This window comes from Burkholderia sp. Bp8963 (assembly GCF_003854275.1).
Lineage (GTDB): Bacteria > Pseudomonadota > Gammaproteobacteria > Burkholderiales > Burkholderiaceae > Burkholderia.
The window spans coordinates 1-23,969 of sequence record NZ_QTQP01000078.1; the positions used below are offsets into that span (position 1 = coordinate 1).

At 59.9% G+C, this 23,969-nt stretch carries 26 protein-coding genes and 3 pseudogenes; 15 read left to right on the forward strand and 14 right to left on the reverse strand.

Translation table 11 applies throughout. The features are described 5' to 3' along the window. From glyA to DID96_RS34885, 3 genes and pseudogenes are all read left to right on the forward strand, one after another. Positions 1-305 (forward strand): annotated as a pseudogene (glyA, locus tag DID96_RS34875) (serine hydroxymethyltransferase); the annotation flags it as partial. 188 nt (positions 306-493) lie between these two features. Beyond that, positions 494-1,696: a DUF6136 family protein gene (locus DID96_RS34880; protein ID WP_124603736.1), complete on the forward strand. Its 1,203-nt coding sequence runs from the start codon at positions 494-496 to the stop codon at positions 1,694-1,696. Positions 1,697-1,707: 11 nt separating this feature from the next. Continuing rightward, positions 1,708-2,331, forward strand: a complete 624-nt coding sequence (locus tag DID96_RS34885) for an ABC transporter ATP-binding protein (RefSeq protein ID WP_124603737.1) — start codon at positions 1,708-1,710, stop codon at positions 2,329-2,331. 125 nt (positions 2,332-2,456) lie between these two features. Here the strand turns inward: DID96_RS34885 and DID96_RS34890 are convergent, their stop codons facing one another. Both DID96_RS34890 and DID96_RS34895 read right to left on the reverse strand, forming a co-directional pair. Beyond that, positions 2,457-2,645 (reverse strand): hypothetical protein, encoded by a 189-nt coding sequence (locus DID96_RS34890; RefSeq protein ID WP_124603738.1) that lies wholly within the window; start codon positions 2,643-2,645, stop codon positions 2,457-2,459. A 57-nt stretch (positions 2,646-2,702) separates the two neighbouring features. After that, positions 2,703-3,008, reverse strand: a complete 306-nt coding sequence (locus tag DID96_RS34895) for a panthothenate synthetase (protein ID WP_124603739.1) — start codon at positions 3,006-3,008, stop codon at positions 2,703-2,705. 448 nt (positions 3,009-3,456) lie between these two features. Here DID96_RS34895 and DID96_RS34900 point away from each other — a divergent pair, with 448 nt between their 5' ends. Beyond that, the gene (locus DID96_RS34900) at positions 3,457-5,019 is read left to right on the forward strand and encodes a sialidase family protein (RefSeq protein ID WP_124603740.1); all 1,563 of its coding nucleotides are present in this window, start codon (positions 3,457-3,459) and stop codon (positions 5,017-5,019) included. Positions 5,020-5,095: 76 nt separating this feature from the next. On the opposite strand, the gene DID96_RS34905 is transcribed toward DID96_RS34900, so the two are convergent. Then, entirely contained in the window at positions 5,096-5,284 is a 189-nt protein-coding gene (locus DID96_RS34905) for a hypothetical protein (RefSeq protein WP_124603758.1), read from the reverse strand. A gap of 390 nt (positions 5,285-5,674) precedes the next feature. After that, positions 5,675-7,141: an FAD-binding oxidoreductase gene (locus DID96_RS34910; protein WP_124603741.1), complete on the reverse strand. Its 1,467-nt coding sequence runs from the start codon at positions 7,139-7,141 to the stop codon at positions 5,675-5,677. 977 nt (positions 7,142-8,118) lie between these two features. Here DID96_RS34910 and DID96_RS34915 point away from each other — a divergent pair. After that, positions 8,119-9,435, forward strand: coding sequence for a diguanylate cyclase domain-containing protein (locus tag DID96_RS34915; RefSeq protein WP_185732465.1), 1,317 nt, complete (start codon positions 8,119-8,121; stop codon positions 9,433-9,435). 95 nt (positions 9,436-9,530) lie between these two features. Here the strand turns inward: DID96_RS34915 and DID96_RS34920 are convergent, their stop codons facing one another. The 4 genes from DID96_RS34920 to nthA all read right to left on the reverse strand — a co-directional run bounded on the left by DID96_RS34920 (position 9,531) and on the right by nthA (position 12,412). Further along, complete coding sequence (locus tag DID96_RS34920; RefSeq protein ID WP_124603743.1) at positions 9,531-10,391, reverse strand: PhzF family phenazine biosynthesis protein; 861 nt, start codon at positions 10,389-10,391, stop codon at positions 9,531-9,533. Between the two features lie 311 nt (positions 10,392-10,702). Further along, positions 10,703-11,095: a nitrile hydratase accessory protein gene (locus DID96_RS34925; protein WP_409333842.1), complete on the reverse strand. Its 393-nt coding sequence runs from the start codon at positions 11,093-11,095 to the stop codon at positions 10,703-10,705. Continuing rightward, complete coding sequence (gene nthB / locus DID96_RS34930; protein ID WP_124603744.1) at positions 11,073-11,744, reverse strand: nitrile hydratase subunit beta; 672 nt, start codon at positions 11,742-11,744, stop codon at positions 11,073-11,075. The genes DID96_RS34925 and nthB overlap by 23 nt, the downstream gene beginning before the upstream one ends. After that, positions 11,741-12,412, reverse strand: coding sequence for a nitrile hydratase subunit alpha (gene nthA, locus DID96_RS34935; RefSeq protein WP_124603745.1), 672 nt, complete (start codon positions 12,410-12,412; stop codon positions 11,741-11,743). Before nthA ends, nthB begins: the two co-directional genes overlap by 4 nt. A gap of 447 nt (positions 12,413-12,859) precedes the next feature. Between nthA and DID96_RS34940 the strand changes: the two genes are divergently transcribed. Together DID96_RS34940 and DID96_RS34945 are read left to right on the forward strand one after the other, a co-directional pair. After that, positions 12,860-13,228, forward strand: a complete 369-nt coding sequence (locus DID96_RS34940; protein WP_124603746.1) for a hypothetical protein — start codon at positions 12,860-12,862, stop codon at positions 13,226-13,228. Positions 13,229-13,677: 449 nt separating this feature from the next. Continuing rightward, the gene (locus DID96_RS34945) at positions 13,678-14,889 is read left to right on the forward strand and encodes a hypothetical protein (RefSeq protein WP_124603747.1); all 1,212 of its coding nucleotides are present in this window, start codon (positions 13,678-13,680) and stop codon (positions 14,887-14,889) included. Here the strand turns inward: DID96_RS34945 and DID96_RS34950 are convergent. After that, positions 14,868-16,048 (reverse strand): IS3 family transposase gene (locus DID96_RS34950; protein ID WP_124603748.1). Its coding sequence is split into 2 segments (ribosomal slippage): positions 14,868-15,784 and positions 15,784-16,048, totalling 1,182 coding nucleotides; the frame shifts between segments, so codons are not numbered across the junction. The two genes, DID96_RS34945 and DID96_RS34950, sit on opposite strands and share 22 nt — an antisense overlap. A gap of 14 nt (positions 16,049-16,062) precedes the next feature. Between DID96_RS34950 and DID96_RS34955 the strand changes: the two genes are divergently transcribed. Then, positions 16,063-16,926, forward strand: coding sequence for a hypothetical protein (locus tag DID96_RS34955; protein WP_124603749.1), 864 nt, complete (start codon positions 16,063-16,065; stop codon positions 16,924-16,926). Between the two features lie 130 nt (positions 16,927-17,056). Here the strand turns inward: DID96_RS34955 and DID96_RS34960 are convergent, their stop codons facing one another. Both DID96_RS34960 and DID96_RS34965 read right to left on the reverse strand, forming a co-directional pair. Then, positions 17,057-17,674, reverse strand: a complete 618-nt coding sequence (locus DID96_RS34960) for an HAD-IA family hydrolase (RefSeq protein WP_124603750.1) — start codon at positions 17,672-17,674, stop codon at positions 17,057-17,059. 316 nt (positions 17,675-17,990) lie between these two features. Then, positions 17,991-18,356: a VOC family protein gene (locus DID96_RS34965; protein ID WP_124603751.1), complete on the reverse strand. Its 366-nt coding sequence runs from the start codon at positions 18,354-18,356 to the stop codon at positions 17,991-17,993. Positions 18,357-18,600: 244 nt separating this feature from the next. Here DID96_RS34965 and DID96_RS34970 point away from each other — a divergent pair, with 244 nt between their 5' ends. The 6 genes from DID96_RS34970 (at position 18,601) to DID96_RS34995 (ending at position 21,419) form a co-directional block, all read left to right on the forward strand. Beyond that, the gene (locus DID96_RS34970) at positions 18,601-18,936 is read left to right on the forward strand and encodes a helix-turn-helix transcriptional regulator (protein ID WP_124603760.1); all 336 of its coding nucleotides are present in this window, start codon (positions 18,601-18,603) and stop codon (positions 18,934-18,936) included. Next, positions 18,933-19,415 (forward strand): ArsI/CadI family heavy metal resistance metalloenzyme, encoded by a 483-nt coding sequence (locus DID96_RS34975; protein ID WP_124603752.1) that lies wholly within the window; start codon positions 18,933-18,935, stop codon positions 19,413-19,415. Before DID96_RS34970 ends, DID96_RS34975 begins: the two co-directional genes overlap by 4 nt. 28 nt (positions 19,416-19,443) lie before the next feature. Beyond that, a complete protein-coding gene (locus DID96_RS34980; protein WP_124603753.1) occupies positions 19,444-19,938 on the forward strand; it encodes an arsenate reductase ArsC in 495 nt (164 codons plus the stop codon). Positions 19,939-19,943: 5 nt separating this feature from the next. Continuing rightward, entirely contained in the window at positions 19,944-20,651 is a 708-nt protein-coding gene (locus DID96_RS34985; protein ID WP_124603761.1) for an MIP/aquaporin family protein, read from the forward strand. A 181-nt stretch (positions 20,652-20,832) separates the two neighbouring features. Beyond that, positions 20,833-21,039 carry a type II toxin-antitoxin system VapB family antitoxin gene (locus DID96_RS34990; RefSeq protein ID WP_124603762.1) on the forward strand — a complete coding sequence of 69 codons (207 nt, stop codon included), beginning with the start codon at positions 20,833-20,835 and terminating at the stop codon, positions 21,037-21,039. After that, a complete protein-coding gene (locus tag DID96_RS34995; protein WP_124603754.1) occupies positions 21,036-21,419 on the forward strand; it encodes a type II toxin-antitoxin system VapC family toxin in 384 nt (127 codons plus the stop codon). Before DID96_RS34990 ends, DID96_RS34995 begins: the two co-directional genes overlap by 4 nt. 165 nt (positions 21,420-21,584) lie before the next feature. On the opposite strand, the pseudogene DID96_RS39245 reads toward DID96_RS34995, so the two are convergent. After that, positions 21,585-21,842, reverse strand: a pseudogene (locus DID96_RS39245) (hypothetical protein); the annotation flags it as partial. Then, on the reverse strand, positions 21,833-22,465 hold the full coding sequence (locus tag DID96_RS35005) for a TetR/AcrR family transcriptional regulator (RefSeq protein WP_124603755.1): 633 nt from the start codon (positions 22,463-22,465) through the stop codon (positions 21,833-21,835). The pseudogene DID96_RS39245 and the gene DID96_RS35005, both read right to left, overlap by 10 nt. Positions 22,466-22,740: 275 nt before the next feature. Here DID96_RS35005 and DID96_RS35015 point away from each other — a divergent pair, with 275 nt between their 5' ends. Further along, positions 22,741-23,634, forward strand: coding sequence for an NAD(P)/FAD-dependent oxidoreductase (locus tag DID96_RS35015; protein ID WP_124603757.1), 894 nt, complete (start codon positions 22,741-22,743; stop codon positions 23,632-23,634). Here the strand turns inward: DID96_RS35015 and DID96_RS39670 are convergent. Continuing rightward, positions 23,529-23,819: pseudogene (locus tag DID96_RS39670) on the reverse strand (DUF736 domain-containing protein); the annotation flags it as partial. The gene DID96_RS35015 and the pseudogene DID96_RS39670 overlap by 106 nt on opposite strands. Between the last annotated feature and the right edge of the window lie 150 nt (positions 23,820-23,969).

The window sequence follows — 23,969 nt, forward strand, 5'->3', positions numbered from 1 at the left end:
ACGTGATGCTGGTCGACCTGCGCGCGAAGAACATCACCGGCAAGGCCGCGGAAGCCGCGCTCGGCGCCGCGCACATCACGGTCAACAAGAACGCGATCCCGAACGATCCGGAAAAGCCGTTCGTGACAAGCGGCGTGCGTCTGGGCTCGCCGGCGATGACGACGCGCGGTTTCGGCACGGCCGAAGCGGAGCTGGTCGGCAACCTGATCGCCGACGTGCTCGAGGCCCCGGAAGATGCGGCGACGATCGAACGCGTGCGCGCGCAAGTGTCCGAGCTGACCAAGCGTTTCCCGGTCTATCGCTGACTTTCGAATGGGCCGGATCGGCTCGCGCCAACCCGACAGACGCCCTATGCGTCCCCGTTGAATCCGTCGCCCGGCGGTCATCCGACCGCCGCGGCGGGCGACATGCGTAGTTGTGGCACCCCCGCCGACATGGCAGGATACCGCTTCGATCATGCGGGTCTGCGCAGATGTGTTACGGGGATGGAAAAATGATGTTGTCGTGGCGATTGCGTTGGTACGTACTGGCGACGGCCCGGGTGCTGCACCGGCACTGGCAGGCTTTGCTCCTGGCTGTCCTGCTGTTGCTGCCCACCATGCCCGTGTTGGCCCAGACCCGCATCCTCGGCGCGCCCGTGCTCGCGCCATTGGCCCCGGAACAGGGTCTCGAATGGCGGTTCCTCTGGGTGCATGCGCTCGAAGCCACAGGCATGCTTTGGGTACTGATCCAGCGCACTGCCATCAGCGGCGGCCCGTTCGCTGCGTTCCTCAAATCGTTGCCCGTCTCCAATCGGCATCGCCGCGCCGTGGATGCTGCAGTCGTGCTGATCGCCAGTACGCCACTCCTGTTGCCTGTCATCGCTGCGGCGATCGCGTTGGCTTTCTTGCCACACAAGGCGTCGAACTATCTGTACGTTCTCGACTTGACGTTGATTACGCTTGGATTGCAATTGGTCACGTTGTCGGGCCGGGTGCGTAACGGGTTGCCGTTGGTGGTTGCCAATTTCATTCTGGTCGGCGCATTGCAGACGGATAACGCAATGCGGACGGCGCTGCTGCTCGTTTCATTGATCGTTGCTGCGTTTGCATTGGGCCGTACGCCGGGGGCGCCCGCTGCGCGGGCGACGCAGCGCGGTACATCGTGGCGTCTAGCGCCCGGTCTGTTGTCGGTCAATGGAGCGCTTGGGCTTCCGCCTATCGTCAAGCTTCAGCTCGGCATCGTCCGGTTTCACGTCGCAGGAACCGTTAACCGTTGCGTCATCATGGGTGCGGTCACGGCTTCCACGTGTTATCTGGCGCACCTTTGGGGTTTCGACGCGCGCGTCGTGCCGCTGACGCTGACCACGCAGGCCGTAATCGCGCTGATTGCCGCGACGACCTATCGAGATTTGCGTACGAGTCATGTTCGAGCTGCCCATTTTGTGCGATCGCTCCCGCTTGCGTCGACGGTGCAGGTTCGTGCGGACGTGCTGACCGTCGCCACGCTGGCATTGCCATTCGCGGCTGCCGCGCCGCTGCTCCTGGTGGTGCACGGAGCGCTGACGGCCCGCGCCGCCGCAGCCATCGTGTTGGCGGGGGCACCCCTGCTTGCGCTGCTGCGCCTGCCGCAACGTTATGCGCCGACACATTCGGTGTTGCTTGGCGCAATACTCGCCGCGATCTGGATCGTCGTCGCATGGCAAATCTTCGTCTAATGAACTTCACGATGCTTCGAATCGAAAATATCAGTAAACGCTACGGCGAGCGCGTCATCTTCCAGCGCTTGAATCACAGGTTCCAGGCGGGATGCGTGGCGCTTTGTGATGAGAACGGGAGTGGCAAATCGACCTTGCTCGGCATCCTCGCCGGGGCCATCGATGCCGATGAAGGTGATGTCTGGATAAACGGGCATTCGCTACGCGACGCGTCGCTCAACGCCAAGTCCGCGCTCGCCTATGTCCCTGACGACTGCATGGCGTATCCGTTCCAGACAGGGCGTGAGTTCCTCGAGCTCGTCGCGTCGACCAAAAAGACCGTGGTGGACAACCCCACGCTCGACCTTGCGCATCGTTTCGGGCTGGCGCCACATCTCGACAAACGCTTCGAGCAGATGTCGCTTGGCACACGCAAGAAGATATTCCTGACCGCGACCACGCTGGGGGAACCCTCAGTCATCGTTGCGGACGAACCAGGCGACGGGCTCGACGCCGCTTCGCGCCGCGTCCTCATGGAGCTGTTCAGAACGTTGGCTCAAGACCGGGTGGTGTTCTTCTCCAGTCACGATCCCGCGCTGGCGCAAGGCTGCGGCGCGAGAACGGTCAATTTTGTCGATCTTGGAACCGACGAATAGCGCGCCATGCAGCCCATGCGCAGGAGATTCTGGACAAGGTCGACCGGGGCACCCTATCGCATGGCGCCAGCACAAATTGCCAGTGTCCTCCGTCACCGAGCGAGCGCCCGGCAGCGGACTGCGCGTCAGTGACTGTTGATGTTGATGGCCACGATTTCGTATCCGGGGTCGGCGTGCTGGTTCGCCGCTTTTTTCGCCTCCTCATACGAAAGAAAGGACATGGCTTCTTCAATCTCTGGTGCGATGCCGATGTCGCCGTCCTCGGCGGTACAGAGGAACTGCTCACCGGTCTTCACGACATAGATGGTTGTCATGGCTCCCTCCATGGTTTGCATGCCGCGGCCTGGCGCCGCGGCATGCAGCGCCTGCTGCTATTTCCACTTCGAACCGAGCGACGCCAACCCGGCTTTCTGCAGATCGTCCGGCACCATCACAACGCGAAACTCGCAATCGGCGTTGAACGTCAGAAACCACGGTTCGGCAAACGCGGGAATCTGCGACGGCTCATCGAGGTTGATCACGAGGACGGCGCCGCGTCCTCCGCTTTGCTCCGTAAAATAGGCGGCTTCCGGTTTCGTCTCTTCGAGTATCTTCGCGATCACTTCCCCGATGGTGCCGTCACGCACGAAAGCATTGAACGGCTCGTGTGGGATTCGTATGTTGAGAAGCATGCGCATGGGCGTTCTCCTTGTTCAAGGCCCGGAAAAGACTCTCCAAGCATGATAGGTCGCCGATGTTGCTTTGGTGGGCTCGGCAACACGCGCACGACTGAAGCGAACGTTTGCGTGTCGCCGAGTCGTTTTGCGCGAGCGTGAATGATTGCGGGATCGCGCGCGCGATTGCCCCGTCATCCGGCCATTGCCTCCGCATGACAGCGAGATCCCATCCGGGAACGCCACCAGCCGACATGCCACGCAGCGCGTCCCTGCCCGATGTGTTTCCTGGATGAAACGATTTTCCGCGAAATCGACGCTCCCCACGCACGCGACTCCGCGCGCGCCCTGATGGATCAATCGCTGGCGCGAGTTGTGCATTGGTGGTCATTCGCCGTCCGGACGATCCAGAACCGCGTTGATCTGCATGGGCGCACATAGCGGGAAGAAGACGGTTTTTCGGAGGACTGACATGTTTCGAAAAATGTTCATTCTATTGCTGGCGGCTTGCGGCTTCTCGACCGTACACGTCATCGCGCAAGCGCAGTTGCCAGCTTCCATGGCCAACAAGGTCGAACATCTAAGCGGGTTGCCTTCCCGGCTGGCAGCAAAGCAGCTGGGAATCAGCACCCTGCACGGCAAGTCCGTCGCGCCCGGCAATTTCGGCCCGCCGGGTAACGCTCAATTTCCCAAGCTGACAGATGTTCCGGTCGCGGCGACATCCAACAGCGAGGACGAGCCCAGCGTGGTTGCCAATCCGGTGAACAAGCAATTCCTGGTGGCATCCTCGCATCTCTATCCTCCGTTCAACTTCCAGCAGTTCGGGGTGTCGTGCGTCGCGTATGCGAGCTCGGATGGCGGCGCTAGCTGGAACTCGGGTGTCATCATGCAACAACTGGACCCCAGCAGTATTTGCTCGGACCCGGTGCTCGCCTACGCGCCGGACGGCAGCCGGGTCTACATGGCCTACATGGATATCCTCGTCAGCACGACGTTCAATATTCTGGTGAGCCATTCCGATGACAACGGTCTCACCTGGAGCGCGCCGGTGATTGCGTTGCAAGGCAACCCTGCGGCTTATCTTTACGACAAGCCGTGGATTGCAACTCACTCGTTTGACGCTGCGCAAAGCCAATTTGTCTATGTCACCGCAACCCAATTCAACTTCTCTGGTCCTGACCACATTGCATTTTCCCGATCTGCAGATAAAGGTCTGACTTTCAACAGCACCTCGCCCACGCTGTTCGACAGCGCGAGCTTCCCGGTCGCTGTGCAAGGGTCGCACCCGGCCGCAGGGCCCGGAGCCGATGTGCTCGTCGCGTGGTACAACTCCGGCCCCGACGGAGCGCTAAATGGGGGTTTTCAGATCAAGGTCGCGCATTCGGCGGACAACGGTGCGACGTTTGGTGCGCCGGTGGTCGCGGCTTCCGAAACGTGCTGCGAACTGCCGTACGGGCTCGGGCCGTATGGCTTCTATCACATATGGTGGACCGGAATGTTCCCGTCGACGGCAATCGACGGCAAGGGCGGCGCGCATATCGCCTATGCGTATAGTCCCGTCGATCAGAACCTCAACCCAGGGTCCACACACTCGGGAGACATCCGTTACATCACCAGCACGGGCGCGCCCTACGATGCGTGGTCAGCGCCGATCACGGTCAACGACGATGGCTTGCCACGCGGTCACGGATTCCCCGCGGTCGCCGCCGACAAAGACGGCACCGTCTGGCTCAGTTGGGAAGACCATCGGTTGTCGCCCGACGTGCCGGCCGTGTTCCCCAATTCGTCGAACCTGTATTACGACACCTTTGTGGCGAGAAAGGCGCCCGGACAGAATGCGTTCTTTGCCAATTTGCGTGCGTCGGACAAGTCATCGATGAGTCAATTTCTCTTTGTCGGCGATTACACTGGCATCGCGCTCATCCCCGGCGCCCTCTATTCGATTTGGACTGACCGCCGAAATCGGACCACCATCCTTGACGGAAACAACGACGTTTTCGGCAGCCGCGTTATCTCTGGTGGCGGGACGCCGTAGCATGTCGCAACCCGCTCACGACGGCAGAGTGCACGGCCGTAAGCGACTTGCGAAGACTGTTCTCGACGGCTCCGCGTCAGCGTCTGGTCACGCATACGGCCACGATTTCGTATCCGGGGTCGGCGTGCTCGTTCGCGGCTTTTTCCGCTTCCTCATACGAAAGAAAGGACGTGGCATCTTCAATCGCCGGTGCCAAGCCGATGTCGCCGTCCTCGGCGGTGCAGAGGAACTGCTCACCGGTCTTCACGACGTAGACGGAGGACATCATGTCTCGCTCCATGGTTTGCAGGGGAACTTTCAGTCTAGCAGGCCGGAACGGTTGCGGGCGGTTCGCTGAGTCCTCTCCGTCACGTCCCCGCTGGACGCATTTCAACGTCGATTGTTCTTGCGTCACTCCACGATTCCGCATGCAACCCGGAAGTCAAATTGACCGGCCGTCAAGCGTGCGACGAACGTCGGGCAACTGTCGAGCAGACTGGATTGGCAAATCCGGTTTGCGACGATTCGTCATCCTCCGTGATCGCGGTCAAGCCATAGGCCGTCCGTCGCGCACGAAAGGAAAAGCTCCGGCGACAAGCGCGTGACACCCCGTTACCGCCGTTCAGGCAAAGCCGACGAGTGTCCGCTCGTCGATCGGTATGAGACGGACGTCCCGCTATGCGGGGTAGTACTTATCCCATAGTTTGTTCCGAAATCGGTTGCCCGGATCTACTTGCGCCTTGAGTGCGAAAAGGCGCGGCGAGTTGGGATAGGCACGTGCAAACTGATCGGGTGTCGCATGCAATTGATAGGGTAGGTAATAAGTGCCGCCGAGCGACAGCGCCGCGTCGATGAGTTCGCGTGTCCACGTGCCAACTTCCTCGCGATCCGCGGCGAACACCCGTTGCCAGTAATACAGCACGAATGAAAACACGTCTTCGCGTGCCCAGCCTAGCCAGGAGGCGTGATCGGCGGGCGCGTGACGAACGGAGACGTTCACGGCGTGTGCTCGATGCGTCCGCAGTATGGTGGCCATGCGCAGCACGAAGGCGTCGAACCGGGCTATTGGCACAAAATACTCCTGCAGCGCATAGGTGGTGTTTCCGGTGGCAATGGGTCCGAGTGAGGCGACGTCCAGACTCGCCTCGTAATTGCGTCTCACGACCGGGTGGCTGAGATAGCGCAACGGGTCGACCACATCGCTGCGAAACGACTCGCCGCCAGGAAGCTTCGCCACGCCCCACATAACGGCTTGGTCGAATTTGTACGATTGCCCTGGAGGAACAAGTCGGTCTGAGACTGTCACGGCTTTACCGGTGGTGAGCCAGGTGACAGAAGTCGCGTTGTCGAAGTCAGGTGGTGCCAAATCGGCGTTGTGCAAGATGGCCCGTTCGTTGCCGCGTACGTGGTCATTGAAGAATTTCGGGTAGTCGGCAACCGGCATGCGATGTACTTGGCGCTCCATGACGACATTCGGCGCGAGGTCCAACTCGACCTCGGTGATGACCCCCAGTGCGCCATAGCCGCCAACGGCAGCGTGGAACAAGTCGGCGTTGGTGTCGCGTGACGCTTCCGCCACCGAGCCATCGGCAAGCACGAGTTGCAGTGCACGCACAGAGTTGATTACCGGTCCGGCACCGACGTAGCGCCCATGCGCATTGACCGACAGCGCCCCGCCGACTGTGAAGTTGGCGTAGCTCTGCATGATTTTCACGGAGAGGTCGTGTGGGTCGATGACCGACTGCAGGTCGCGCCACCGCATTCCGCTTTGCACACGCACGACTTTGTCATTCGGCGAATAACGAAGCACTCGATTGAACTGACGCATATCGAAGTGCAGGCTATGCTCGGTGGCAATCTGTCCACCCATGCTGTAGCGCCCGCCGCCAATGCAAACCGGCCCAGCCCATGCGGCGAGCACCTGCTGGATCTCCTCCGTCGTATGCGGGGTGAGCAGGCGGTCTACCCGGATCGGGTTGAGGAGCGTCACATCGTTGACAAGGGCGCCCGATGGTGCGGCCCACGACAGCGAAGGTCGCAGCGTGGCAGCAGCGACGCCAGCCACGCCCACCTGCAGCAGCTTGCGCCGGGCAAGGTTAGGCCGCGCATCTGAAGCGGGTTCCGATTGTGTGCTGTTTGTCATTCGCGCGTGCTCCTGCCTGCGTCGCGCGGCTGACGATTATTTGCTACCGCGCGCCTCGGGCTCCTGGTGAGTCAATCGACTTATTGAGAACGAGAAGACTAGTAGCAGGGCCAAGGGCACGGCGAAGGAAGCGACCGGCAAGCGCATTCTGGTTGCCGAGGGATCCCACGCTACGGACGGTGTTGACACTGACATGGACAACGCCCTCTGTCAGTTAATTCGGCTCGGAGTTTGTATTCAAGTAAGCGTAATCCCCATAGACGACGACGTTGACCACCGCACGTTGATCCAAGGGGCCGCCAGTCGACATGGCCAGATCTTTATCGCGCTAAATCGAAAAGCAAGAGTGATGCCGCATAAAGGACCGGGATAACAAGAGCAATGGATTCAATCCCGACAAACGCTGTTGCGGTATTTCGAAGGCAGCTTCCAAGGTCCAACGGCAATTCGTCTGTTCGTGTCGGCTAACCGAAAGGCTGCCGCGACCATACGCGCTTTTCAACATCACTGGACCCGCCACCTCGATCTACTCGCGTTGCCTCATCGAGCACGACAGGTCAATCCATCAGCCGACACCGCAAGCGCGATGAAAGGAATTCGGAGCGACGAGCGACCGATTTACTCGCCCCGATTCATGTTGCGTCGCGCAAATCGCTATCAACCGCAGGCTATGACGGCTCCCAAGAACGCCCTGATGGCAACGCCGTTCGCTTGTCGGAAAGCACCTACACGCAAAATCGAAAGTGACTACACGGGCTTCAGCAGGCGCTGACCGCTTGCGGGTTGTACGCAGAACAATCTCGTCATAGGATTAGTTGCAGATGCGCGCCGCGTTGCGGCCGGGTATCGACGAACGGATGGCCGATACCGTAGCGCGAAAAGCAAGATCCCCATATTGCGAACGAACACTTTCGAGCCGGTCACATCGGTTGCACTCCTTTGAATTTTCGTCAACGATAGGGAGCCCGTTGCGTCCAATGAAGACAATTGCAAAGGCAGCGCTTGCCGAACGCAAGCGCTTTCGCAACCTGATGCTATTCGTCATGATCGGCTTGGCGGTCATGAGTAGCATCGTGGGCCTCGAAGTGCATGGCGCATTGCAAGACGTCGCGACTGTGCGCCGGTCAACAACCGTGTTGCCAGCCGCGCGTGACCTTCTGGCTGCGTTACGAGACGCCGAAGCCGGTCAGCGAGGCTATTTGCTCACCGACGATCCAAAGTACCTGGAACCGTATCGGCAAGGCACAAGGAGTGCGGTGACCGCGTCTGCAGCGCTTCAGAGCGCGTTGGCAAACGAAATCGCAAGCCAACCGGTGTTTGAACAGTTGATACGCGACCGGGACGGGAAGCTCGCTGAAATGGCGCAGACGATCGCACTGCGTGATGAGATAAGCCGCAACGCCGCGCTCGCCGTCGTACGTACCGACTTGGGCCAACACCTGATGGACCGCTTCCGTGCGGACATGACCGTGCTGATCAGCCATTGGTTCAACCTGCGAGATGACGCGTTCATCGATCTCAAGTGGCGCCTGATGAAGATGGGCGCGGCGTTTTCTGCTTTCGGCCTGCTTTTCGTCGCGTTGCTGTTGGTGACCGCTCGTCTGCAGCGCCGAGCGATGTCTGCGATCTCCTCTCACGTGGCCGCGCTCGATGCCGCGTCGACCAAGGACGCGCTGACCGGACTGGCCAACCGCCGCGGCTTGCTGGCTTACCTTCAGGCAAAGTGCGAATCAGCGACGATTGACGCGCGCCGGATCGGATTGATGTACCTGGACCTGGACGGGTTCAAATCGGTCAACGACGCACTCGGACATGCGGCCGGGGACGATGTCCTCCGTGCGGCCGGCACCACTTTCGCGATGTGCGTTCGGGAAAACGACTGCCTGGCCAGGATAGGTGGAGACGAATTCGTCGTCGTCCTTCCAGGCATCGACTCGGACGAGGAGCTTCACACCATCGCGAAGCGATTTGTTGCCGTGGCACAGGATCTCGGCCGGAAGATGCATAACGGGCGTTTTCCTATCGGCGTCAGCATCGGAATTGCAACGTATCCCGATCGGATCGCAGATCCGCATGACTTGCTGGCGGGTGCCGACAGCGCGATGTATGTCGCGAAGCAAGCCGGGCGTTGCCGCTACCACTTTTTTGAGCGCAAGCGGCCTGCGAACGTCGTGAACCTCGATCGCGTCGTGGCCGACCGCCATTTTCAGGGAGAAAGCCGGGCACGAAGCATTGGCACCTCAGGGATGGGGAATTACGTTTCCACATCCGGTGATGGCCATGAGAATCGCTGAAGAACGCCTGTTGCGTCGAACCTTCGCGGGCTCGGACGATTACTCGCCGCTTGTACAAGGCCCTTTGAGACTTGCGTCGGCCCGCATCAACGTTTCTAAACGTTGATAACGCCGCGCCCGAGTTCTATCACGCGGCCTCCAACGCCGATTTCGCCATTTACACTGACCGATAGCCGCAGCAGACAAGGCCGGCCGACGGCCTCGCCCTGCTCGACCTGAAGGACGGCAGGCAGACTCTGGTTGGTGGCAAGCAGCCAACCACCCAAATTCGCACAGGCCGACCCGGTACCCGGATCCTCCGAAATGCCGCCCCCCTGCTTCGCGAAGAAATAGCGGGAGACCACCTTCCCCGGGCGTTCGGAGTCGAACGCGAACACATAGGCCGTCTTGCGACCGAGGCTGCTTTGCGGCCAGATATCGAGACATGCGCTATCGGGTCGAGCACGGCGCACGGCTGCCGTGTCCTTGAGTGCGACCAGTAATTGATCCGCGCCCGTGTCGACCCACATCGGTGGCGCGAGCAAATCGTCCTTTGTCAGTCCTAGCAGCGCAGCAGTTCTGGCATCAGACAACTCGCAAGCGGCTGTTTTCGGCATGCCCACATGCGGCGCAGTGAACGTCCACACGTCGTCGCATGCATTGACGTTGACAACGCCGGCCTTGAATTCAAGTGCGAGATCGTTGCCTGCATCAAGCAGGTCTCGCACGACATGAGCCGTACCGAGTGTGGGATGGCCCGCAAAGGCCATCTCATAACCCGGCGTAAAGATGCGTACTCGCGCATGCGCGCGGTCCGATGGCAACACAAATGTCGTTTCGGACAGGTTGAACTGCACGGCCAGTGCCTGCATGGTTGCTTCGTCCAGGCCGCGTGCATCTTCGAATACACAAAGCGGGTTGCCGCCAAACGTCGATTCGGCGAATACATTCAACAGGCGGAAGGCATACGTTGTCATTTGAATCCCGTGTTGGATTGACGATCAGCGAAGCTGATGTACAAATGATAAAGCGAGTTCGAAATCGCGTCGCTCGGCAATCGGGTCATCGGCACTTCCCTGAAACACGCGAATAGGCTTGTCGGCGACGTTTGACTCGTCGCGATAAGTCCAGCTGCAATTTGGATAAAGCGCGACATACGCGACAAATGTGCAAGTCGCGGGGATGAACTCAATGTGGTTATCGCCCGAAGCCGGGGGCGCTCAAGGCCCGGCGATCGACAGGCAGCTACCGGTCGGAAAGCTCGTGCAAGTCGGGGCGCGGACCGCGCTCACCGCAGTTGGATCGGCTTGCCGTGCGGTGTTCGGCGGGCAGCCTCATCCCATGCGTTCCGGCATTTCGACAACGCGTCCGTCGTCACCCACCCCTTCGCCGTTGCGATCCGTTCGAGCGCCGTCAGCCAATGCGCGTAGTACGTGTCGCCGCGGTCCGGGTCACCAGACACTTGCGCGTCCAGGATCGCACGGTTCAGATATGCCGCCCATTCGCTCCACGTGAACAGACCGCGCTCATGCAATGCGAGCGTCATCGCGAAAGCCGCTGCCTGCCAGGGTGCGCCGAAGACAGGTTCGGCATCTTCGCGAGCCGTTTCCGGCACGCTGAGGTGGTATTCGAACGGAGGCTTTTCGGACGAGGTCATGTCAGGCTGCCGGCGCGTTCGCATGCTCGAGATACGGTTCCCAGCAGTCGACGCATACCGACGACGCGGTCGTATCCGCGCCCCACAGCTCGGCAGCGTCGAAGCGCACGGTGTACAGCCATTGAGGTTGTTCGCCCTTGCCCGTTACATGGGTGTCGGGGAAGACATGCGCGCCATGCCGTGCGACGACCTGGCCTCGTTTGCCGCGGCAATAACGCGGCAGCCGCGTGTGCGTGTGCGGATGCAACTGACGGGTCCGCACGACGTCGCCGATCGCAAAGCGTGCGTCGCCAGGTGCCGGACGATCGACCGGATTGCCTCGCGAAAGCGCGGCGGACACCTGGTCGGCCGTCAACACGCGCGCAACGGGTGCCGCAGCGGCCATCGATACGCCAGTATCGAATTCTTCTGCAGTGGCGAGACCGGCAGCCAGGAGCAGTTTCCTGAGGCCCTCGAACCAGATCTCGTAGTAACTGCTCGCGAGGTATTGCGCGGGCGGCAGACTCTCGCGAGCGGCGCGGGACATGTCGATATTCCATTTGCCGGTCGCGCCCATGGCGAGCGTCAGCGCGAACACCCGACGTTCCCAGTTGGCGTGAAATGCAGGCTCATCGGCCTCGGGCCGGACCGGGCCGAAGGCCTGCATGCCGCCAAGGTCCTGTGCGCCGTTCATATGGGATCCTGATTCTGATAGCCAGGCATCTTCGGCAACCCGGTGCCGATCATCGAATCGCGCGTGACGAGCTCAGCGAGCGTGTTCTCGCTCATGCCGTCCGTACCGGGCGGACGCATTGGCAACACCAGATAACGCACCTCGGCGGTGGAATCCCACACGCGAATTTCCACGTCGGGCGGCAGTTCGAAGCCGAATTCCTTCAGTACGCCGCGCGGATCGATGACCGCGCGCGACCGGTACGGCGCCGATTTGTACCAGACTGGCGGCAGCCCGAGCACAGGCCACGGATAGCACGAGCACAGGGTACACACCACCATGTTGTGCACGGCCGGTGTGTTCTCCAGCGCCACCATGTGTTCGCCCTGCCGGCCCGTGTAGCCGAGTGACGCTATGGCTGCGGTGGCGTCGTCGAGAAGCCATTGCCTGTACGCCGGATCGCTCCACGCTCTTGCTACGACGCGCGCGCCGTTGTGCGGCCCGACCTTGTGCTCGTATGTCTCGATGAGGATGTCGAGCGCAGCGGGATCGACATACCCCTTTTCGATCAGAAGGGATTCGAGCGCGCGCACGCGCAAGTCCATCTCCGACAACGCGCTGCCCTCGTGATCGTGAGCACCAGCGTGGTGCCGGGCCGGCTCGTCTTCATGATGATCGTCGTGGCTCATCGACGCTCGTCCCGAGGATATGAATCGAATCCAGTATGGTTGGCGAATCGCGCGAATGCAAACGCCGGAACGCTGGCGTCCGGTACTGGGTGGCGGTCGTGGTTTGCGCCCGCGAACCGCTGGGGCAATGACCCACCCCAATTATGGGGACACGTCCGACTGCTTCACCCGATGCCGGTTGCTACAGTGATATCGCGCCGGGACATGATCAAGATTTGTCCTGCACCCGGTTCAGAGCGGGCAGTGTACGTCCGGTCAAGTGCCTGATCACCTGCTGGGTCGCCGCGGTCAAGATCAATCGCAGTGCGACCAGGATGGGTCTGGGCGACGCTGGACATTTCGTTGACGAGGACTTCATTCGCCCTGATCACCCTTCATGATTTGCACCCTTGCGTGCTGTTGGTGAACTTACGTTGTCGACACGAACTGCAACAAGTCGAGGGGCCAATGAGAAAGCTGATTGTCATGGCTGCGCTGGCAATCGCACCTGCCGCCTTTTTTGTGCACGTCAGCAGTCTGCCATCCGACATCCATCCGGGGCACGCCTTGTTTAAGGGCAGTGACTATCTACGGATGTCGCCAGACGAGCAACTGGGCTATGTTTCGGGTGTCATTGACGGCATTTTGTTTCACTCGCCGTTCGTTGACATATTTGAACAATGCTTTGAGCGTTTGCGGCCAACTCCCGATCTGCTGAAAGCCATCACGGATCGCTACCTGGATTCGGAGCCCAAACTCCAGACGGCAGACATGCGCTTCCTCGTATTTCATGCGACGCTGCTCACCTGTCAGGGGGTGAGGCAACTGCCCAACTGAGGGTCTACTTTCCATGGAGCGACCGCTGCCAACTTCCGTAGCCGGCCCGTCTCTGCCGTTCGTCGGTTCGCCATACCGAATGGCGGGTTTCGGGGGTAAAGCCAACCTACGTCTTGCTTACGAAGTGCTCCGCCGCCTCATGCACGTCACGAAAACGTGCGGCCCGCTGCAGCTATCGTTGATAGCCGCAAATAGTGGTCAAACGACCTATGATATATCTGCAATAGTGACGAGATCCCTCCTTTTTTGCAGAGCTGATATCGCACATATCCGCTGCTTGCCTTTGACGTCAGGAAGCCATGATAAAGCGAACTGTCTTGATGCTAATTGTCGGCCTATCGTTAGCCGAGCACGCAGTGTCCGAGTCGGATCGCACCAATATGTTTCCACTTGTCCGACAGGTTGTGATCGAGAAGGGATCGCTTCCTGACCCGAAAACGATTGTGCGCATGAACAACGGCAGCTATGTGATTGCAGGGCGTATGGGTATCGACAAGGCCGCCTGGGCGACAGAAATTGACGCAGCCGGCACCGTCCGTTGGCGTTACCTGCTCCCCTCGCCGAATCCGGAGGTTGGCGGCGGTCTTCCGGATTTCACAGGGGCGGTCGGAACCCGAAGTGGGGACGTTCTCTTGTGTGGAACGATCAGTCTCGGAAAACCGCAAAAGCCTCAAATCAATGGGCTGCTTGTTCAGTTGGACAATGCGGGGAAACTTGTAAAGGAACAATTTATTACGCCGCCTGACACCGAAAATGAATACTCGCACATAGCGTATTTGGACGACTGCATCGCATGGAGGGATGGCACGGCACTTATAGGGCGAGTCACGCGCTATTTGCCGGACGGCGGTCAACGTAGCGAATATCATTGGATAGTCGCGGTGGATGCTGACGGGGCGATCAAATGGCAAACATTGATTCCCTCAAAAGGTGGAGGCGTGCCCGGTCAAGTGCGTCGCATGCCGGATGATAGTTTGATCATTACCGATACCGAGACGATCCGCGTCGATGCGCACGGGAACCTGCAGGCAAGGGCCACCGTTACTGGATTTCTCCGACTGGTCCAACCGCTCGATCCGCAAGCCGAGCCTCAACTATTCGACTGCTACGGCGGAAAAACTCGCGGTCGCCTCCTCCAGCTCACCGGCGATCTTCAAGTTTCGATGGAACTCGCCCTCTCTGCATCGGACGGGTATATGTGTGGTCCGCACCAGTATCCTGCCCAGGTATTCAGCCTCGCAGATGGATCGATCATCCTGTTCGGCCATCGCTTTGAGGAGGGGCTCAACACCCCAGGCGCAGTCAAATGGAGTCCTCCGCTCAAGACTGCAGCCGCAAGATCATTTACGGTCCCGCCAGCGCCGTGGTTCAACGCCGCAACGCCAAGCGGCAAACCGGGTGAATTCGCGACGATACGCGTGACCGGTTTTCCCACTGTTCCGGATCGTGAACGTGCAACGTACTTGTCTTTTGTCGACGCCGGATTTGAAGTACGCACATCAGGAAACGGGACGGACAACGCCGTCAACGCGCCGTCGTTGACTTTAAGCACACAAGCTGCCGGTCCAAGGGCGACTGCTTCGCAAATCGGGCGGTTACTGACCTTGCCCCTGTTTCACGAATCCCATAACCGAGGCAATCAGGCCGCTTGCCCTTGCTGAGCGGCGGCCCAGTTCTTCTCGAACGTCATGGGGCTGACGTAGTTCAATGTCGAATGGAGCCGACGGGCATTGTAGAAGCCGAGCCAGTCGATGACTTCGTCCATTGCCGCACGTCGCGTCGCAAAGTGCCGGCCGTGCAGCCGCGCCACCTTCAGCGAACCCCACAGGCTTTCGGTCGGTGCATTATCCCAACAATCGCCGCGCCGACTCATCGACGAACGCATGCCGTACGCCTTGAGCGTGTCCTGGAAGAGCCCGCTGCAATACTGGCTGCCACGGTCGCTATGCACAATCACGCCGGCGTCGGGACGGCGTCGGAACCACGCCATGCGCAGCGCATCCGTGACCAGCTCGGCCTTCATATGCGGCTGCATCGACCAGCCCACCACCTGCCGGCTAAACAGGTCGATAACGACGGCCAGGTACAACCAGCCTTCAGCCGTCGCCAAGTAGGTGATGTCGCTCGTCCAGACCTGATTCGGCGCCAGCGCCGTGAAGTTGCGCTCGAGCAGATTCGGCGCGACCGGCAGGCCATGATTCGAGTTCGTCGTCGCGATGTACTTGCGCTTGTGCCGAGCACGCACGCCATGCTGCACCATCAGCTTGCGAACGCGCTCCTTACCCACGCGTACGCCGCGCGCAACCAGTTCTTTCCACATGCGCGGCCAGCCGTACTCGCCTTTCACTTCCGCGTGAATCGCCTTGATGTGCGCCAGCAGTGCATCGTCACTCACGCGGCTGCGCTGCGGCTTGTCCTGGGCGACACGTTGCCGTCGCTGGTGAAAGCCGCTGGGGCTGACTTCCAGAACCTCGCATAACACCGAAATCGGCCAGTGACGGCGATTGCGTTCGATGAAGGCGTACTTCACGTTGAGTCCTTCGCGAAGTACGCACAGGCCTTTTTTAGGATGTCGCGCTCCATCTTCAGCCGCGCCACTTCGGCACGAAGTCTCGACAACTCCATCTGCTCCGGGCTTACCGGCTTCGTGCCAACTCCTCCGAGCTTGCCTTCCTGTTCAGCTTTGAACCAGTTGGAAATCGATTGCGCCGGCACGTCCAGCGTCGCGGCCACCGCCGCAACGCTCTGGCCTGCCTTGACCAGCCGAGCGGCTTCCAGCTTGAATTCGAGCGTGTAGCGCGCTCGTTTCGTCTTGTTCATCTTCTTGACTCTCCTTGCTTGAGTTTAAACGCTCAGCAAGGGATTCGTTTTTCGGGGGCAAGCTCATACTGGCTATTCAGCAATTTCAAGCAATCAAACGCCCAAGCATCGGTGAGGGCGCAGATGTGAACGCATGCGTGCAGCGGAACCTGCTCAAAGTTGATCCGGGTAACCGGGACTGGAACCCGAGTGATCCGCGTTGGGCCAAGATGAAGATGGTGATTGCTCAGGACTGTTACGCAGAACTCGATCAGATCAAGCACAGGGGTGCGCCCGAACTTGAACAGGCCTATCTCGACGCACTCCGCCTGAGCTATGGGAGTCACCTCAGCAGCGCAGAAGCAGACACGTTGATCCGGTTCTACGAGTCGGATCCAGGCCAAAAGTATCAGGCGTTTCAAGCCCAGCTGGCGACGGTGGCTGCAGACGGCATGGGGCAATTGGACAGTGGGAAAGTGAATCCAAATGCCATGGCCTCGGCACCTGACGTCATCGAACCAAGAATGAACGTGCTGCGATTGTTGACGACGTTTTCAATGTTGATCGTGGCGTCTGAAGATGAACGCCGTGCCGTGGGACACGCGACCGGTGCTCCGGCGATTGGCATCATGCTGCGCGCCGTGGCCGCTAGTCAGGGCAACGCACTCGATCGGATTGGACGTGAGCATTCAGCCAATTTGGGCGATTTTTCTGCGTTTTCGCAATCGCAGGCCGAAACCGATGAGCTGCGCGCGATTCACGAGGCAATTGCCGTCACAACCGTAGCAGCGGGCAAGTTTGCCGAGGAATTCAGCCCGGAGCTGAATGGGGACTTGAAGAAATGGCGGGATCTCTACAAATCGTTACCGCGGGACAAACCCTCGGCACCGATCCGATAATCACGTGAAAGCAGATTCCATCAAGCTGTTGCATCGACCGGTTGAATCCGCAACCCGAAAGGGACAATCGTTTCTCTCCGAAGCAGTCGTTCAACTCGCATCGTGGCGCAACGATTGACCCAATCTTCAATTAGTCGAGCAAAACGCCGTATTGGTCGGCAAGCGTTGTGGCCAGTCTTCCGACGTCGTTCAGTTCATCGTCGTGCAGATAGGTATACATCCCAAGCCGTTCCGCTGTAACTAAATTCGCGGGTGTGTTGTCCACGAAGACGGCTTCCCGCGGGCTGATCCGGAGTTCCCGCAGAGCCTGCTCAAATATCGTACGGCTTTGCTTTCCAACCCCATGCTCTGCCGATACGATTACTGGATCGAACAGTTCATCGAGCTGTTGCGATTTTCTCAGGCAATCGAGCCTGTCTTTTTTGTTGTCCGTGATGATCCCGACGGCATACCGTTTTCTGAGGTTACGCGCCAAAGCAAACATGGCATCGTTCTTGGGCGTGCTCAGGAACGCCTGTTCGAGTAGAGAGAAATCAAGCTCATGTCCAATCGACTTGCAGACAGTACACCAGATCGCCTTATGTGTCGTTTTCCCGAGGATCAAGTCGGTGTTGTAGTGCGCAAAGGCTTTCCGGATCAGTTCGTAGCCTACGCCTGATGCATTGCTTAGATATCTGTTGGTCGTGAGTGAACCGGTCTTGTCTGTCGTGAGAACTCCGTCGTAGTCAAAGAAAATCGCTTTTATCACGCTCTCTCCGTCTGATGCCTTCGATAGAATATCTTAGCCGTTACCTAAATCTAGTCGGACTGAACCTTTCTAACGAGCGAGCCATAGATGCCTTCAACGACCCATCGATCGGCCTTTGCCGCTTCCCGAACCAACCGAAGTGCATCGACTCGTTCGAGACAAATCCAATCTGGTTGTTTGCATCGTTGATTAACCCGTAAGTGTCGACGATCTTGGTACCACTGTCGATTTTCTCTTGTTAGGGAAGCTCTGCAAAAGTCACATCCGTCTGCGCTTGCAATGAATCGTCGAGCGGGAGAGCATGTAGCGCATAAATTTACTCGCTCGATTCGTCCTCTGACCATACGGCCAGTTCATAGCCATCGTGATCAATAAAGTGGAAGCGCCGGCCACCAGGGAACGAGAAAGTCTGACGGCTGATGGTGGCCCCCGCCGCCTCGATCCTTCGTTGGGTTTCAACCAGATCGTCAGCGTAGAGGATGACTAGCGGGCCGCCCGGCCGGATGGGCTCACCGGTTGTAAACCCACCCATGGTCCGGCCGTCGTGAAACTCGGTGTAGGTCGGGCCGTAATCGGTGAAGGTCCAGCCGAAAACGCTGCCGTAGAAGGCCTTGCTTTGTTCAATGTTGCTGACATTGAATTCGATGTTGTCGATCTGGCGGTCTTTCCCTCGAATGCTCATGAGTACCCGTTTCCTTGGTCGTTTGCCGAGAGGCAATTATATGCACTGGGGCCGCCCGTAAAGACATGGAACGGTTCCGGAGATGTCCGCTTCTATCCGTACGCGGACCGACGACAAAGGCCGTGCCACATCGTCGTAATCCGCAAAGTCCAACGGCCATTCGCTACATGGATCGCTAGCTGAGCCAGCGACACGCCGATGTTTCATGCTTTCCTCTTTTCTACATTTCGACTATTATCGAATCATGGAAACGAACCAGACCATCGTCGCTCTGGCGGCACTCGCGCACGAGTCCAGACTCGCCGTCTTTCGCGCCTTGGTGCAGGCAGGGCCCGACGGCATGCCAGCAGGCCAGATCGCCACACTGCTGGATGTGCCGCCGTCGTCTCTGTCCTTCCACCTGAAGGAACTGGCCCATGCACAGCTCGTCACCAGCCGCCAGGAAGGCCGGTTCGTCTTCTACTGCGCGAACTTCGCCACGATGAACGGCCTGCTGGCCTATCTCACCGAGAACTGCTGTGGCGGCAACCCCTGCTCACCGACATCAGCGTGTTCTCCCTCCAGGGAGAAGCAGTCATGAAGCGCTTTCACATTCACGTCGCCGTCGCCGATCTCGCAGCGAGCATCCGTTTTTACTCAGCGTTGTTTGCGGCTGAGCCGACCGTCGTCAAGCGCGACTACGCAAAGTGGATGATCGAAGATCCGCGCGTCAATTTCGCAATCTCGCAACGCGGCGCCACGCCGGGACTGGACCACCTTGGCGTACAGGTGGAGAGCGAAGCCGAGCTGGCCGAAATGCACGATCGACTTGAACGCGCAGCATTGCCGGTCGATACGCAGATGGGTACCGCCTGTTGCTATGCGAAGTCGAACAAGTACTGGACCGTCGATCCGCAGGGCATCGCGTGGGAGTCGTATCACACGCTGAACAACCTTCCCGTGTTCGGTGAGTCACGTCACGCGCAGGACAGTGCGCCTGCTTCTGAAGTCGCAGCGTGCTGCGCTCCGTCGTCGGGCAAACCGATCGGCATCCCGGTCAAGTCTTCGTCGTGCTGTTGAGCCCGGCGCACGATTAAATGAGGAACACATGACGACCAACGTATTGATCCTGTGCACGCACAACTCGGCGCGCAGCGTGCTCGGCGAGGCCATGCTGAATCACCTCGCGTCGAAGCTGGGCAAGAACGTGCGTGCTTTCAGCGCGGGCAGCGCACCGGGCGGCCGTTTGAATCCGTTCGCCGTCGAGGTGCTCACGCAGGCAGGAATCGACGTGAGCGGCTATCGCAGCAAGAGCTGGGACGAATTTGCCGGCGACGATGCGCCTGCCATGCGTATCGTCATTACTGTCTGCGACAGTGCGGCCGCCGAGACGTGTCCCTACTGGCCGGGCAGTCCCGTCAAGGTTCACTGGGGCTATGCGGACCCGTCTGTTGCACCGGGCGGCGACGAGGGCAAGCGGGTCGCGTTCGAACTTACCCGCCAGGCGATCGGATATCGCATGCTGCAACTGCTCGCACTACCGCTGGAAACCATGAGCAACGAGGGACTCCAGCAGGCCCTCACAGCCATCTCCGAATCATGAGCGCCATGATTTGTTTGAAGCGCAAGGTCTTCGCGGAACTGGTTGGTACGGCCTTGCTGCTCGCCGTGGTGATCGGCTCAGGCATCATGGGAGAACGACTTGCGGGCGGCAATGTGGCGATTGCCTTGCTCGCCAATACGCTCGCAACAGTGGGCGGCCTGTATGTGCTGACCGAGGTGTTCGGGCCATTGAGCGGAGCCCATTTCAATCCGGCTGTCAGCGCCGTCATGACGCTGCGTGGCGAACTGCCCGCACATGAACTGCTGCCTTACATCGTTGCACAACTGCTCGGCGCAGCGCTCGGTGCGTGGCTCGCACACGCGATGTTCGGCCTGTCTATCCTCGAGGTCTCTGGCAAGGCTCGCTCCGGAGCCGGGCAATGGATTGCTGAAACAGTAGCAACTGCCGGCTTGCTGCTGGTCATCCTGCGCGCACCAGCCGGACGCGCGTCGGTCATGGTCGCTGCGTACATCGGCGCAGCATACTGGTTCACGGCATCGACGTCGTTCGCGAACCCGGCCGCAGCGTTCGGCCGCATGTTCAGTGACAGCTTCGCAGGCATTGCGCCATCGAGCGTACCCGGCTTCGTCATTGCCGAACTGATTGGCGCGGCAATTGGCCTCGGGCTACACACGGCCTTCGAACCACGCGAGCAACGTATCGGCCACCCGAACCTGATCGAGTCCTCAGGTGAGCACGGAGATATTCGCTGACGCCACCCTATGGTCAGTTAACGCTCGTGAAGGCATACGCGTTAGCGCCGGCAAGCGTTCGCTCGGGCAAATTCAGTTCCTACAGCACGACGTTTTGTCGGGTCACGTGTCGTTCATCAACAACGCCAAGGTGATCGAGTTGATGCTACAATTGATGCACAAACGCATCAAAGGAGCCATCATGCGCACCACCGTCACCGTCGATGACACCCTCTACGCGCGCGCGCTCGAACTCGCCGAGCCGGGCATGCCGCCGGCCGACCTGTTCCGGGCCGCACTGGAAACGTTCGTGCGTGTCCAGGCCGGCCAGCGCCTGGCCGCGCTGGGCGGTCGCGCGCCCGACATGCCGGATGTGCCGCGCCGCGCGCCGGGGGCTACCGCCCGATGAGCGTACTGGTCGATACGTCAGTGTGGGTCGAGCATTTCCGGCGCCCCCTGCCCGCTCTGGTCCAGTTGCTGCGCGTCGATAAGGTATTGACGCACCCGCTGGTGATCCTCGAGTTAACGTGCGGGACGCCGCCCGAGCCGCGGGCCCGAACCCTGGGGGATCTCGCGCTGTTGCGTCAAACGCAGCTCGCGACGCCTGGTGAGGTGGCGGACTGGATCGAACGGGAACGGCTTTACGGGCGCGGATGTGGCGCGGTGGACTGCACCCTGCTGGCGTCGGTGGTGTTGACCCCGAACGCCTGGCTTTGGACGCGCGATCGGCGGCTCGCGCAGTTGGCCGAGCAATTTGGGGCTCGCTACGCACCAGCGGACCTGCATTGATAGGCGTCGATCGACTTCGAGCCCGGACCGTTGTTGACGAACTCATTTACTTTTTTGACGACGACTCCACCACGTCCGACGTAACCGCGCTCTTCCCGCCAACGTCGCGCCACATCCATGGGTTCCATAGCAATCTGCCTGTTTTCCGACGCTTAGGGATGGTGTTCAGAACTCGTTTTGCCGCACCGAGCCATCAACATAGAGCCGATGCGGTGCAAGCGGTGCGGCACCTGGCTCGAATGCAGCGCGACGTTCGGCATAAAGAAGGCGCCGATTGCCTGCCCGCGCGGGCGGCTTTTGTGCGCATGCAATGGCCTCGCCCATCAGTCGTTCACGCACCATCCATAGGTTGCTCAGGGCGAATAGCGTATGCAATTGCTGCGTGTTCTTCATCAGGCCGCGATAGCGCACCTTTAGATGCCACCGTGCGCGGCGATGAACATGGCGACGGCCGACCTGCAATAGGATTCGATTTCGTTGTCGTCCTCTGCTCTCGCCTCATCGAAGCGTGCGATAAGCAGGAGATCGGATCCTTTGAAAAGCGCGGCAAACAAGCGCGCGGACCTGAGCGCGTCGGGTACGTACAGAATCGCTTTCGCGTGCAACTGACGCAACACGGCCTCGATTTGGGCGATGACATGGGCGGGCCCGGCTTCGTAATGGAGCTTGCTTAACGACTTTTGATTCGTCTTGTCGGCCAAGACCATGGCTTCGACACTGCGGACGTCCGGGCTCAACAGCGTGCGAAGCAGGGATGATCCCACCGCCATGAGCTGATCTTCGGCCGAACCGTCGATGCCTTCAAAAAGGGCCTGTGGTGCAAACTGATGGCAGTGGGCCGCCATGGCCGCGCTGAACAGCGCCTCCTTGTTCTCGAAGTGCCGATAGATGCTTAGCTTGGATATCTTCGCCCGCTGGGCGACCTTGTCCATGGTCGTCGCTTGAAAACCCAATTCCACAAAGAGTTCGCAGGCGGCGTCGACTATCGTTTGGCGAAGCGCCTCGTTGGCGGGCCGGCCGCGCCGGCCCTGGCTGTTTTCGGTCACGACAATTCCAGTACTTGACAGTATTCAAATTCTTGCACTACGATACCACGCAGTATCTTAAATGTGTAAGCCGGTTTCACCGGTTGTCCAAATCAGGTTTCCCCGGGGCCGCCCGGCGATATCGAATGCGGCATTGTCCGGCCAGTCAATACAGCCATGGGCAACTTTCTCGCCAATGCCGAAGCCCTGCTCGCTGACCGTCTCAAGCTGGTATCGCCGGACGGTATTGCACACCACGCCCAGCCAGCTCCATCCACAACCCGGAGCCCATCACCATGAATGACGTCATCATCATCGGCGGCAGCTTTGCCGGCCTCGCCGCCGCCCTGCAGCTAGGCCGTGCCCGCCGCAAGGTCACCGTTCTTGATACCGGCCGGCCGCGCAACCGCTTTGCCGGCCACTCGCATGGCCTGCTCGGCCACGATCACAAGCCGCCGCTGGACATCCTGGTCGAGGCGCGGCAGCAGCTGGCGCGCTATTCAACGATCAAGCTGGTCAATGCCCGGGCCGAGAGCGTGTCAGGCGCCATCGACGATTTCTGCGTCGTCACTGACGATAACGAAAGCCTAAGGGCGCGCCGCTTGATCCTGAGCTATGGCGTCGCCGACCAGATGCCCGATGTTCCGGGCTTTGCCGAAAGCTGGGGCACGTCCATCGTGCCCTGCCCCTATTGCGACGGCTTTGAAGTCGCCGGCCAGCATTGGGGCCTCGTCTGGTCCGGCCCGCAGTCGCACCAGTCTGTCAGGCTGTTCCGCGATTGGACGGACAAGCTGACTGTCTTCGCCGATGGTCATGACATTGCGCCCGATATCCAGGCCGATCTGGCTCGCCGCAACACACCTGTCGTCGATGGCCGGATCGTCGAGATCGCCCATCACGACGGCCATATCGCCACCGTCAATCTCGATACCGGCCGCAATGTCGCGGTCGACGTCCTGTTCGCCCATCCGCGCAACAGGCCGTCCGCAAGCCTGCATGAATCGCTGGGCCTCGCCACGGCGGATACGCCCACCGGCATCGTCCTCAAGGTCGACGAGCGCCGCCAAACCAGCATGCCCGGCATCTACGCCGCCGGCGACCTTACCACGCCGTTCTTGCCCTCGGTCACCCAGGCATCATCGCAGGGCGCGATGGCGGGTATCTTCGCCCAGCAGTCGATGCTGGTTTGAGAGCACAGATTCCCTTCTCCCGTTGCGTCGTCGCCTTCGAAGAGGTTGGCGTAGATCGGCGCGGTGAAGAACGGATCGTCGAGTTTGACAGAATGGCAGGAGCGGTTGTCCTTCGAGGTCCGGCGCCAGGCGGCACCGATCTCGACGCCTGAGACGATCACACGCAGGTCTTGCGCCTTATCGGATGCCCGCGCCCGAGCGCTATAGCCATTCCATTACACACAAGTCGGCGTGAGCGGCTTGTAAACTTTCGCGGCTTGCCGTTTACTCTTGCTTTTTGCATGACGCGCGAATGGCACGAGCAACGGAGAGTTGGGCGGCAATGGAATTCAAGG

What these genes read in the sequence shown, in the direction of transcription:
- DID96_RS34880 (WP_124603736.1), top strand. Translation starts at nt 494, where the DNA reads ATGATGTTGTCGTGGCGATTGCGTTGGTACGTACTGGCGACGGCCCGG.
- DID96_RS34885 (WP_124603737.1), top strand. Translation starts at nt 1,708, where the DNA reads ATGCTTCGAATCGAAAATATCAGTAAACGCTACGGCGAGCGCGTCATC.
- DID96_RS34890 (WP_124603738.1), bottom strand. Translation starts at nt 2,645, where the DNA reads ATGACAACCATCTATGTCGTGAAGACCGGTGAGCAGTTCCTCTGTACC.
- DID96_RS34895 (WP_124603739.1), bottom strand. Translation starts at nt 3,008, where the DNA reads ATGCGCATGCTTCTCAACATACGAATCCCACACGAGCCGTTCAATGCT.
- DID96_RS34900 (WP_124603740.1), top strand. Translation starts at nt 3,457, where the DNA reads ATGTTTCGAAAAATGTTCATTCTATTGCTGGCGGCTTGCGGCTTCTCG.
- DID96_RS34905 (WP_124603758.1), bottom strand. Translation starts at nt 5,284, where the DNA reads ATGTCCTCCGTCTACGTCGTGAAGACCGGTGAGCAGTTCCTCTGCACC.
- DID96_RS34910 (WP_124603741.1), bottom strand. Translation starts at nt 7,141, where the DNA reads ATGACAAACAGCACACAATCGGAACCCGCTTCAGATGCGCGGCCTAAC.
- DID96_RS34915 (WP_185732465.1), top strand. Translation starts at nt 8,119, where the DNA reads ATGAAGACAATTGCAAAGGCAGCGCTTGCCGAACGCAAGCGCTTTCGC.
- DID96_RS34920 (WP_124603743.1), bottom strand. Translation starts at nt 10,391, where the DNA reads ATGACAACGTATGCCTTCCGCCTGTTGAATGTATTCGCCGAATCGACG.
- DID96_RS34925 (WP_409333842.1), bottom strand. Translation starts at nt 11,095, where the DNA reads ATGCGAACGCGCCGGCAGCCTGACATGACCTCGTCCGAAAAGCCTCCG.
- nthB (WP_124603744.1), bottom strand. Translation starts at nt 11,744, where the DNA reads ATGAACGGCGCACAGGACCTTGGCGGCATGCAGGCCTTCGGCCCGGTC.
- nthA (WP_124603745.1), bottom strand. Translation starts at nt 12,412, where the DNA reads ATGAGCCACGACGATCATCATGAAGACGAGCCGGCCCGGCACCACGCT.
- DID96_RS34940 (WP_124603746.1), top strand. Translation starts at nt 12,860, where the DNA reads ATGAGAAAGCTGATTGTCATGGCTGCGCTGGCAATCGCACCTGCCGCC.
- DID96_RS34945 (WP_124603747.1), top strand. Translation starts at nt 13,678, where the DNA reads ATGAACAACGGCAGCTATGTGATTGCAGGGCGTATGGGTATCGACAAG.
- DID96_RS34965 (WP_124603751.1), bottom strand. Translation starts at nt 18,356, where the DNA reads ATGAGCATTCGAGGGAAAGACCGCCAGATCGACAACATCGAATTCAAT.
- DID96_RS34970 (WP_124603760.1), top strand. Translation starts at nt 18,601, where the DNA reads ATGGAAACGAACCAGACCATCGTCGCTCTGGCGGCACTCGCGCACGAG.
- DID96_RS34975 (WP_124603752.1), top strand. Translation starts at nt 18,933, where the DNA reads ATGAAGCGCTTTCACATTCACGTCGCCGTCGCCGATCTCGCAGCGAGC.
- DID96_RS34980 (WP_124603753.1), top strand. Translation starts at nt 19,444, where the DNA reads ATGACGACCAACGTATTGATCCTGTGCACGCACAACTCGGCGCGCAGC.
- DID96_RS34985 (WP_124603761.1), top strand. Translation starts at nt 19,944, where the DNA reads ATGATTTGTTTGAAGCGCAAGGTCTTCGCGGAACTGGTTGGTACGGCC.
- DID96_RS34990 (WP_124603762.1), top strand. Translation starts at nt 20,833, where the DNA reads ATGCGCACCACCGTCACCGTCGATGACACCCTCTACGCGCGCGCGCTC.
- DID96_RS34995 (WP_124603754.1), top strand. Translation starts at nt 21,036, where the DNA reads ATGAGCGTACTGGTCGATACGTCAGTGTGGGTCGAGCATTTCCGGCGC.
- DID96_RS35015 (WP_124603757.1), top strand. Translation starts at nt 22,741, where the DNA reads ATGAATGACGTCATCATCATCGGCGGCAGCTTTGCCGGCCTCGCCGCC.